Below are 9,809 nucleotides of genomic sequence, written 5' to 3'. Positions count from 1 at the left end.
GTGGCGGGGGCGGTGGGCCGTAGAGGCGGAACCAGGCGAAGGCCAGCAGGTGCGCCAGGACAATCGCCACCAACAGCATGCCAAACAGGCGGCCGAACAGCGTGTCGAAGCGCGCTCGCATCAGCCAATGTCCCGGGCGTCGAACAGGTAGCCTTCACCCCGTACGGTCTTGATCAGTTGCGGGGCTTTCGGGTCGTCGCCGAGTTTTTGCCGCAGACGCGATACCAGCAGGTCGATGCTGCGGTCGAAGGCTTCGATCGAGCGGCCACGGGCGGCGTCCAGCAACTGTTCGCGGCTGAGCACCCGGCGCGGACGTTCGATGAATACCCAGAGCAGGCGGAACTCGGCGTTGGACAGCGGCACCACCAGCCCGTCGTCGGCGATCAACTGGCGCAGCACGCTGTTCAGGCGCCAGTTGTCGAAGCGAATGTTTGCACGCTGTTCGGTGCGGTCGTCGCGCACCCGACGCAGAATCGTCTGGATCCGCGCCACCAGTTCCCGTGGTTCGAACGGTTTGGCCATGTAGTCATCGGCGCCCAGTTCCAGGCCGATGATCCGGTCGGTGGGTTCGCAGCGGGCGGTGAGCATCAGGATCGGGATGTCGGACTCCGCGCGCAGCCAGCGGCACAGCGACAGACCGTCTTCGCCGGGCAGCATAAGGTCGAGCACCACCACGTCGAAATGCTCGGCCTGCATCGCCTGGCGCATGGCCGCACCGTCGGTGACGCCGCTGGCGTGAATGTTGAAGCGGGCCAGGTAGTCGATCATCAGTTCGCGGATCGGCACGTCATCGTCGACGATCAGGGCACGGATGCTCCAGCGCTTGTCGTCTTTCTGCTCGTCGTTCACGGAGGCTTGGGAGTTGTGCATGAGGCTGTTCATCTGCCAGTAGGCCGCCAACCACAAAGATAGGCTGCGAGGTTGTGGTTTCAGCATAGGCGTCCGGCCGTGAGGCGGGAAGGGCTGCTGTAAGGACTTGTTGCGGCTGGCGAGGCTAGCGCGGGCGCATGTTGCCGGCGTGTCGGTTGTGTATCGGGTTCGACACAATACCCTGCAAGGCTATGCTGATCACGGTTGGCGCGACGATTTACCGATCATCGGGTGCCGCGCCGCCGCCGGTTCCGCTACAATGCGCGCCGATTTCGACTTGCCTGAGAGCCCATCCATGTCCGCCTGCCAGACTCCTATCATCGTCGCCCTGGATTTCCCCACCCGTGACGCCGCACTGAAGCTGGCCGACCAGTTGGACCCGAAACTGTGCCGGGTCAAAGTGGGCAAGGAACTGTTCACCAGCTGCGCCGCGGAAATCGTCGGCACCCTGCGTGACAAGGGTTTTGAAGTATTCCTCGACCTGAAATTCCACGACATTCCCAACACCACGGCGATGGCGGTCAAGGCTGCTGCCGAGATGGGCGTGTGGATGGTCAACGTTCACTGCTCCGGCGGCCTGCGCATGATGGCGGCCTGCCGTGAAGAGCTGGACAAGCGCAGCGGTCCGCAGCCGTTGCTGATCGGCGTGACCGTGCTGACCAGCATGGAGCGTGAGGATCTGGCGGGTATCGGTCTGGACATCGAGCCGCAGGAGCAGGTGCTGCGTCTGGCGGCACTGGCCGAGAAGGCCGGGATGGACGGTCTGGTGTGCTCGGCGCTGGAAGCCACTGCGCTGAAAACCGCGCATCCTTCGCTGCAACTGGTGACCCCGGGGATTCGTCCGGCGGGCAGTGCCCAGGACGACCAGCGTCGCATCCTGACCCCGCGTCAGGCGCTGGATGCCGGTTCCGACTATCTGGTGATCGGCCGTCCGATCAGCCAGGCGGCGGATCCGGCCAAGGCGCTGGCCTCGGTGGTTGCCGAACTGGCCTGAGCGAACAGCTGAAGCATCAAAGAAGGGAGCCCGATGGCTCCCTTCCTTGTTTTCAGACCTTCAACACCAGTTTGCCGAAGTTCTCGCCGCTGAACAGTTTGCCCAGGGTTTCCGGGAAGGTTTCCAGGCCTTCGACGATGTCTTCCTTGCTCTTGAGCTGACCCTTGGCCATCCAGCCGGCCATTTCCTGGGCGGCAGTGGCGTACTGCGCGGCGTAATCCATCACCACGAAGCCTTCCATCCGCGCGCGGTTGACCAGCAGCGACAAGTAGTTGGCCGGGCCTTTGACCGCTTCCTTGTTGTTGTATTGGCTGATCGCGCCGCAGATCACCACACGCGCCTTGAAGTTCAGACGGCTCAGCACCGCGTCGAGGATGTCGCCGCCGACGTTGTCGAAATACACGTCCACGCCTTTCGGGCATTCGCGCTTGAGGCCGGTGAGCACGTCTTCGCTCTTGTAGTCGATGGCGCCGTCGAAGCCCAGTTCATCGATCAGGAACTTGCACTTGTCCGCGCCGCCGGCGATGCCGATCACCCGGCAACCTTTGATCTTGGCAATCTGCCCGGCAATGCTGCCGACCGCGCCCGCTGCACCGGACAACACCACGGTGTCGCCGGCCTTCGGTGCGCCGACATCGAGCAGGGCGAAGTAGGCGGTCATGCCGGTCATGCCCAGTGCGGACAGATAAACCGGCAGCGGTGCCAGTTTCGGATCGACCTTGTAGAAACCTTTTGGCTCGCCAAGGAAATAATCCTGCACGCCAATGGCACCGTTGACGTAGTCGCCGACGGCGAACCCCGGATTGTTCGACGCGACTACTTTGCCTACGCCCAGCGCGCGCATGACTTCGCCCAGACCTACCGGTGGAATGTAGGATTTGCCTTCGTTCATCCAGCCGCGCATGGCCGGGTCGAGGGACAGGTATTCGTTCTTGACCAGAATCTGCCCCGCCGCCGGCTCGCCGACCGGTACTTCCTGATAGGTGAAGGTCTCGCGGGTGGCGGCGCCCACCGGGCGTTTGGCGAGCAGGAACTGGCGATTGGTCTGGTTGGTCATGACAGGCACTCGAATTGAATGAAGCCTTGTTGATAGACCTTCATGGGCGATGCCGCAAGGTTGGCTCATGGGGCGAATGCAGGTTGATCCAGTACGGTGATAGTCCCCTGCTGGGTTTCATCACTGCGATTCATGCAAGCCTAACCGGCCTTTTGATAGTGCTGACGTCACTCAGGCCCCTGTGGCTATGCTGCCTTCATCAATCTCCCCGCATTCGAGGACATAACAATGAGCATGACGTTTTCCGGTCAGGTAGCCGTCGTAACCGGCGCGGCCAACGGCATCGGCCGCGCGACGGCCCAGGCATTCGCCGCCGAAGGTCTGAAAGTGGTGGTGGCCGATCTGGATGCGGCCGGGGGCGAGGGCACCGTGGCGCTGATTCGTACAGCCGGTGGCGAAGCGACCTTCGTGCGCTGCAACGTGACCGTCGAAAGCGAAGTGAAAAATCTGATGGACGAGGTGATCAATACCTACGGCCGTCTCGACTATGCCTTCAACAACGCCGGGATCGAGATCGAGAAAGGCAAACTGGCCGAAGGCTCGATGGATGAGTTCGACGCGATCATGGGCGTCAACGTCAAAGGCGTCTGGCTGTGCATGAAGTACCAGTTGCCGTTGCTGCTGGCCCAAGGCGGCGGGGCGATCGTCAATACCGCGTCGGTGGCCGGATTGGGCGCTGCGCCGAAGATGAGCATCTACGCGGCTTCCAAGCATGCGGTAATCGGTCTGACCAAATCGGCTGCGATCGAATACGCCAAGAAGAAAATCCGCGTCAACGCCGTATGCCCGGCAGTGATCGACACCGACATGTTCCGTCGCGCCTATGAAGCTGACCCTAAGAAAGGCGAATTCGCCAACGCGATGCACCCGGTCGGCCGTATCGGCAAGGTCGAGGAAATTGCCAGCGCCGTGCTGTACCTGTGCAGTGATGGCGCAGCGTTTACCACCGGCCATTCGCTGGCCGTGGATGGTGGCGTGACCGCCTTCTGAGAGGCCATTGGCTGATGCATGAACGAGCCTGCCCATCGGCGGGCTTTTTTCGTCTCGGGGGCGGCTCCGTGAATTCGCTAAACAATGTGTTTCAAATATTGAGAAAGGAGGTTTTTGGCGGTTTTGTCGCACAGTCTCAAGGACGTGGCTGTGATTTACTGCCGCCAGCAAAAACGGACAGGAGTTTGCGCGCTCATGGAATTGAGAATTGACCGACAGGCAATGGTGCCGGTCGTACAGCAGATTGTTGACGGGTTGACCGAGTGGATCATGCAGGGGCAAGTGCCGCCGACGACGCGTCTGCCCTCCGTGCGAGAGATCGCACGGTGCAATCTGCTCAGCCAGTCCTGCGTCATGGAGGCTTGCGAGCGCCTTGTGGCGCAAGGGGTTCTGGCCTCGCGTCAGGGCTCGGGATTTATGGTGGCGTCTTCATTGCCCGATTGCTGCAAGGCGATCGATGGCACCGGGTGTGAGGGAGAGCGCAGCGGGGGGGATCCAGCCGCCCGATGGCGCGGCGGTTTGACGCTGGGAAGTGGCGTCCTGCCGGAGAGTTGGCGCGAGCCCGATGATCTCGCCTATGCGATCCGCGAAGTGGCGCGCGCCGACATGGCCAGTCTGTTCAACTACAGCACGCCTCTGGGGCTGCCGGCGTTACGCGAACAGATCATCAAGCGCCTGGGATTGCTGAGTATCAGGGCCTTGGCAGAACAGGTGATGACCACCGCCGGCGCCAGCCACGGACTGGACCTGATCGTGCGTACCCTGTTCAAGGCCGGTGATTGCGTGGTGGTCGAGACGCCCGGTTATGCGCCGCTGTTCGATCTCCTGCGCTTGCACGGCGTGCGCATGCTGGAGGTTCGCCGCACGCCGGGCGGGCCGGATCTCGAGGCGCTCGAGGCGTTGCTGCAACAGTTTCGGCCCGCCGCGTTGTTCATCAACAGTCACCATCACAATCCCACGGGCAGTTGCCTGCTGCCGGCGGTCGCCCGACGTATCCTGGAGTTGAGCAGGCTCTACGATCTGCGGCTGATCGAAGATGATGTTTACGCTGACCTGCACAATGGCAGCGGCACTCGACTGACAGCGCTGGATGACGAGGGACGGGTGATTTACGTCGGCAGTTTTTCCAAGACCCTGAGCAGCTCGCTGCGAGTGGGTTTCGTGTTGGCCGATGGCGAACTGATCGAGCGGATGGCGCGGGTCAAGATGATCAGTTGCATGGGCACCTCGAGGTTCTGCGAGGCGGTGCTGGCCGGGATGCTGGCCAGTGGCGCCTACCGCAAACTGGTGCAGCGCCAGCGCCAGCGCCTCAATACTGATCGTGCGGCGGCTTTGCAGGCCCTGGAAGATGCCGGGTGGGAAGTGTTCGGCAAGCCCACGGGCGGCCTGTTCATCTGGGCGCGCGCGCCGCTGGCGGATGAAGCGCATTTGCGCAGGCAAGCCTCGCGCTGCGGGGTGCAGCTGTCTTGTGCAACCTCGTTCAGCCCCAGTGGTGAAGCCTGCGACTGGCAGCGCATCAACGTGGCTTACGCCTGTGATCCCCGGGCGCGACAGTTTTTTCGCAGCACGACCGTGGATCGACCTCAAGCGTTCTGAAAACGACGCGTGCGTAGCTTTTTGCCATTATTCCGACGCCAGAGACTTGTGCTGGTTCGAGGCCATTGCGAATCTTCGACAACAGACTATGGCAGGGGACTACGCGCAATGATTTCGGCCGTGCAAGGACGTTTTGCCAACCTCGGTATGGCAAAAAAATTGGGTATCGGGTTTGTGCTGGTGTTGCTGCTGACGGCGCTGGTGGCCGCCATTGGCGTCTGGTCCCTGCAAACCATCAGTCAGCGCTTCGACGGCCTCAAGCAGATGTCATCGCTCAACAGTGGCTTGCTCAAGGTGCGGCTGCTGGAGCAGGACTACGCCTTGCACGGCAACCCGAAAACCGTCGATGCCTTGCATGAGGGTGTCGACGGTCTGATCGCCATGGCCGACCAGCTCAAGATTTTGTCGCCGGGCAATGAGTCGGTCATGAACGACGTCCAACAGTCATTGAGCGCTTACCGCAAGGCGTTCGATGAATTCGTCTCGTTGTCCCAGGCCAAGGACCTGGCGCTGGAGATGGCCAGTTGGTCGGTGTCCAGCGTCGCCAACAATCTCGATGTGTTGCAGGCCGGTCTGGCCGACGACGGCGCGTACACCCTGAAAGACAGCGAGGGCAAGGACGGGGCGCAATTCATCGAGCAGGCCGGTCAGGTCAGCCAGGTTTCGCGCTTGATGTTGCAGGCGATGAACGAAGCGCGGGTGCGACTGGATCAAAGCCGCAAGGGTGACGACAGCGCCGGCCAAGGCAATATCGAACAGGCTGCGCAAGCCCAGGCGCAGGCTGAGCAGCTCAAGTCCACGGTCAAGGACGAGGGTTACCTGACGGTACTCAATGAAGTGTCCGGACACATTGCCGGTTTCAGCGACAAGCTTGCCGAGTACACCGGGTTGCTGGCCCAGGAAAAGACTGTCTATCAGCAGTTGCATCAGCGAGCCGACGAAGTCGTGGCGCGGGTCGATCAGGCGTATGTCGCGCAAGACGGCGCGATGCAGGGCGAACTGAAAAAGAATTCGGTGCTGATCATTGGCTCGTCGGCGCTGGCGTTACTGGTCGGGCTGATCGCGGCGTGGGTGATCACCCGACTGATTGTGGCGCCGTTGCGCAGCGTGATTCATGTGGCGCAACAGATTGCGGCCGGTGATCTGAGTGCAACGATCGAGGTCACCCGGCGGGACGAAATCGGTCAGTTGATGCTGGCCATGCAGCAGATGGGCGCGGGTTTGAGCACGATTGTCAGCGGGTTGCAGGCGGGGATCGAACAGCTGGCGAGTTCGGCGCAATCGCTGTCGGCGGTGACCGAGCAGACCAACCTTGAGGTCAGCAGCCAGAAAGAGGAAACCGAACAGGTCGCCACGGCCATGAACCAGATGACCGCCACCGTGCACGATGTGGCGCGCAATGCCGAAGAAGCGGCGCTCGCGGCGCAGACCGCCGATGGCAAGGTCGAAAGCGGCCAGCAGGTGGTGCGCCAGAGCATGGCGCGGATCGAGCAACTGGCGGATTCGGCGACGTCGGCCAGTTCGAGCATCGAAAGCCTCAGTGCGGAAATCCAGAACATCGGTACGGTGCTGGGTGTGATCAAGAGTGTCGCCGAGCAGACCAACCTGCTGGCGCTCAACGCGGCGATCGAAGCGGCGCGGGCGGGCGAGCAGGGCAGGGGCTTTGCGGTGGTCGCCGATGAGGTGCGGGCACTGGCTCGACGCACGCAGCAGTCGACCGAGGAGATCGAGCGGCTGGTCAGTGCCTTGCGTTCGGCGGCGCATTCGTCGGTGCAGCAGATTCAGAGCAGTGGCGAGTTGGTGAAGCTGGCGGTGAGTGATGCGTTGCAGACCGAAAGCGCACTGGGGAGTATTGCGGCGGCGGTTTCGTTGATTCAGCAGATGAACCAGCAGATTGCGGCGGCGGCCGAGGAGCAGAGTTCGGTGGCCGAGGAGATCAATCGCAGTGTGACGAGTATTCGGGCGAGTGCGGATCAGTCTTCGATTGCCATGCGCGGGAATGCGGCTTCGAGTGTTGAGCTGGCGCAGTTGGGGAGTGAGTTGCGGGGGATGGTGGGGCACTTTCGGCTTTGACCTTGGCGGCCTTTGGGCCGACCAGGTTTTGGGGTGTTTTGGGTGAATATCCGTTTCTTTGGGTGTTGCGGCTGGCGGTTTCGCCCTTACGGCGAGTCCCTTTTGCAAACGCCCAAAAGGAACCAAAACGCTGGGCCCCGGCGTTCGGCCCCTCGCTGGGGCTCGGGGTTCCTTCGCTCCGGGATTCATCCGGGGGCATCGCCTCCGGTTTGCTTCGCTGCACCTCCTCTCGATGCATGCGGCTGCGCCGCACGGTCGCTGCGCTCCCACCCCCGGATAAATCCCTCCACTCAGCCTTCCGATGGGGCCGGTACGTCAAAAGCGGTACTCGAGCTAACGCTCATTGTGTTGAGTGGTGGGAAGCCAAAGCAGAAGCAGAAGCAAGAGTAGAAGAAGCAGAGGATGCAGAAGGTGCAAGGTGCAAGGTGCAAGGTGCAAGGTGCAAGGTGCAGCAGGTGCAGCAGGTGCAGCAGGTGCAGCAGTGTGAGTTGAGTTGCATACATTTCAAAACCCGAGTGCGACTCGGTCTTTCACGTCGGCGTACCTCTCCCAAACAGCGCGGTCAGTTCCCTCTCCCTCCGGGAGAGGGCTAGGGTGAGGGAAAGCTTTTGATCTTCTTTCAGGCAATAAAAAAGCCACCTCCCGGTGGCTTCTCTTTTTGACTGCACTCAGTCGTAAATCACTTTCTTCTTCCAGTCCGCGTCAGCCTCGACATCTTTGAGGCCGGCAGTCAGTTGGTTTTCTTCGCCTTCGACCGGGGCGATTTTGTCCATGACCTGGGCGTTGGCGCGGGCCAGGAGTTTTTCCAGGTATTGGAGTTGTTCGGCGTAGATTTGCGGGTCCTGCTGTTTGCGCAGGTATTGCACGCCGCGTTCGAAGGCGAGGCGGGCCTGGCCTGGTTGGTTTTGCTGGAGTGCGTGCTGGCCGAGGTTGTTGAAGAACTCGATGTGCAGCAGTACGAGGATGTGGCGTACTTCGCGGACCCAGTGTTTGGCTTCGTTCGGTGGCAGGAAGCCGTCCTGGGCGGCGCGGGTGATCTGGCCGTGGAGGGCTTCGAGGAGGAAGCGGACGTCTTTGGCCTTGGCTTCGGTCTGGATCGGGGCCGGTGGGTTGTTGACCGGGATCGATTCGCCCTGGGCGACGAGGGCGCTGAGTTCAGTGATGCGGGCCTTGGTGGTGGCGCTGGTCTTTTCCAGGTTCAGCAGGCGCTGGCAGACGTTCAGCTCAAGGCGGGTCAGCAGCAGCTTGAGGGCCGGGGTCATGAACTGGCCGGGGAAGGTTTCGGTCAGTTCGCCGCAACGGCGCAGGCGGTCGTTGAGTTCGACCTTGGTGCGGGCCTTCTCCAGTTTGGTGTTTTCCACCACATGGTTCATGTAGCCAATGGCGATCAAGATTGCGATCCCGGCTATGACTAGCAGGGTGATCATGAGTGGTGTCACCGGTAAGACCTCTTTATAGGGTTCGCGTGCGAGTGTAGTGGCTTGGCATAGAGGAGCCTAGCGCCGCTCGACGGGTTTGGATCGGCGAAGCTGTATCTGTATCGGCCAGGAACCGGCTTATATAAATGCTGGCCCTTGGGGTGCAGATTGCCATCACCTGTGCCGTGGACTATAACGCCTTGGCGAGTGTCGGAATATAGGCGTCAATCGTCGGGCGACGCAAAAGCCGGAAACGGCCCGTAAAGCAGGTCGAAGTCATTGATTTAAATAAATTTATATCTGGGGGTTGACGACCTTTCAATCCATCCATAGAATGCGCGCCACTTGCAGCGTAAAGCACACAGCGAAACGCGGCAGGGAGTGAATGTTGTAGTGTGTCCCCTTCGTCTAGTGGCCTAGGACACCGCCCTTTCACGGCGGTAACAGGGGTTCGAGTCCCCTAGGGGACGCCAATGCGGGAATAGCTCAGTTGGTAGAGCACGACCTTGCCAAGGTCGGGGTCGCGAGTTCGAGTCTCGTTTCCCGCTCCAATTTTAAACAGCAACGCTTTCGGGCGGTGCTGAGTGAAACCAGAACCCGATCTTCGGAGACGGATCTGGACACCGAAACACACACCATGTGTTCCGGGTAGCGTGTCCCCTTCGTCTAGTGGCCTAGGACACCGCCCTTTCACGGCGGTAACAGGGGTTCGAGTCCCCTAGGGGACGCCATTTGCGGGAATAGCTCAGTTGGTAGAGCACGACCTTGCCAAGGTCGGGGTCGCGAGTTCGAGTCTCGTTTCCCGCTCCAA

At 61.2% G+C, this 9,809-nt stretch carries 7 protein-coding genes, 4 tRNA genes and 1 pseudogene; 8 read left to right on the top strand and 4 right to left on the bottom strand.

Translation table 11 applies throughout. The features are described from left to right. A pseudogene (locus C1X29_RS27925) lies at positions 1-121 on the bottom strand (two-component sensor histidine kinase); the annotation flags it as partial. Then, positions 121-870 carry a response regulator gene (locus C1X29_RS27920; RefSeq protein WP_085607468.1) on the bottom strand — a complete coding sequence of 250 codons (750 nt, stop codon included), beginning with the start codon at positions 868-870 and terminating at the stop codon, positions 121-123. The gene C1X29_RS27920 and the pseudogene C1X29_RS27925, both read right to left, overlap by 1 nt. Before the next feature lie 295 nt (positions 871-1,165). Between C1X29_RS27920 and pyrF the strand changes: the two genes are divergently transcribed. Continuing rightward, positions 1,166-1,864: an orotidine-5'-phosphate decarboxylase gene (pyrF, locus tag C1X29_RS27915; protein WP_007960372.1), complete on the top strand. Its 699-nt coding sequence runs from the start codon at positions 1,166-1,168 to the stop codon at positions 1,862-1,864. A 52-nt stretch (positions 1,865-1,916) separates the two neighbouring features. On the opposite strand, the gene C1X29_RS27910 is transcribed toward pyrF, so the two are convergent. Further along, positions 1,917-2,921, bottom strand: a complete 1,005-nt coding sequence (locus tag C1X29_RS27910) for an NADP-dependent oxidoreductase (RefSeq protein ID WP_102718925.1) — start codon at positions 2,919-2,921, stop codon at positions 1,917-1,919. Between the two features lie 228 nt (positions 2,922-3,149). Here C1X29_RS27910 and C1X29_RS27905 point away from each other — a divergent pair, with 228 nt between their 5' ends. From C1X29_RS27905 to C1X29_RS27895, 3 genes are all read left to right on the top strand, one after another. After that, positions 3,150-3,911, top strand: coding sequence for an SDR family oxidoreductase (locus C1X29_RS27905; protein WP_007917441.1), 762 nt, complete (start codon positions 3,150-3,152; stop codon positions 3,909-3,911). A 195-nt stretch (positions 3,912-4,106) separates the two neighbouring features. Further along, a complete protein-coding gene (locus C1X29_RS27900) occupies positions 4,107-5,507 on the top strand; it encodes a PLP-dependent aminotransferase family protein (RefSeq protein WP_102718924.1) in 1,401 nt (466 codons plus the stop codon). A 108-nt stretch (positions 5,508-5,615) separates the two neighbouring features. Continuing rightward, positions 5,616-7,580 (top strand): methyl-accepting chemotaxis protein, encoded by a 1,965-nt coding sequence (locus C1X29_RS27895; protein ID WP_102688657.1) that lies wholly within the window; start codon positions 5,616-5,618, stop codon positions 7,578-7,580. 668 nt (positions 7,581-8,248) lie between these two features. Here the strand turns inward: C1X29_RS27895 and C1X29_RS27890 are convergent. Beyond that, entirely contained in the window at positions 8,249-9,007 is a 759-nt protein-coding gene (locus C1X29_RS27890) for a hypothetical protein (protein ID WP_173892861.1), read from the bottom strand. A 388-nt stretch (positions 9,008-9,395) separates the two neighbouring features. Between C1X29_RS27890 and C1X29_RS27885 the strand changes: the two genes are divergently transcribed. The 4 genes from C1X29_RS27885 (at position 9,396) to C1X29_RS27870 (ending at position 9,808) form a co-directional block, all read left to right on the top strand. After that, a tRNA-Glu gene (locus C1X29_RS27885) sits at positions 9,396-9,471 on the top strand. A gap of 2 nt (positions 9,472-9,473) precedes the next feature. Beyond that, a tRNA-Gly gene (locus C1X29_RS27880) sits at positions 9,474-9,549 on the top strand. Between the two features lie 104 nt (positions 9,550-9,653). Further along, positions 9,654-9,729, top strand: a tRNA-Glu gene (locus tag C1X29_RS27875). 3 nt (positions 9,730-9,732) lie between these two features. Continuing rightward, positions 9,733-9,808 (top strand) — tRNA-Gly (locus C1X29_RS27870). Position 9,809: the final 1 nt, after the last annotated feature.

Origin of the sequence: Pseudomonas sp. GW456-12-10-14-LB2 (assembly GCF_002884345.1) — a bacterium.
GTDB classification, from domain to species: domain Bacteria; phylum Pseudomonadota; class Gammaproteobacteria; order Pseudomonadales; family Pseudomonadaceae; genus Aquipseudomonas; species Aquipseudomonas paraglycinae.
This window is presented reverse-complemented; position numbering and strand designations above follow the sequence as displayed.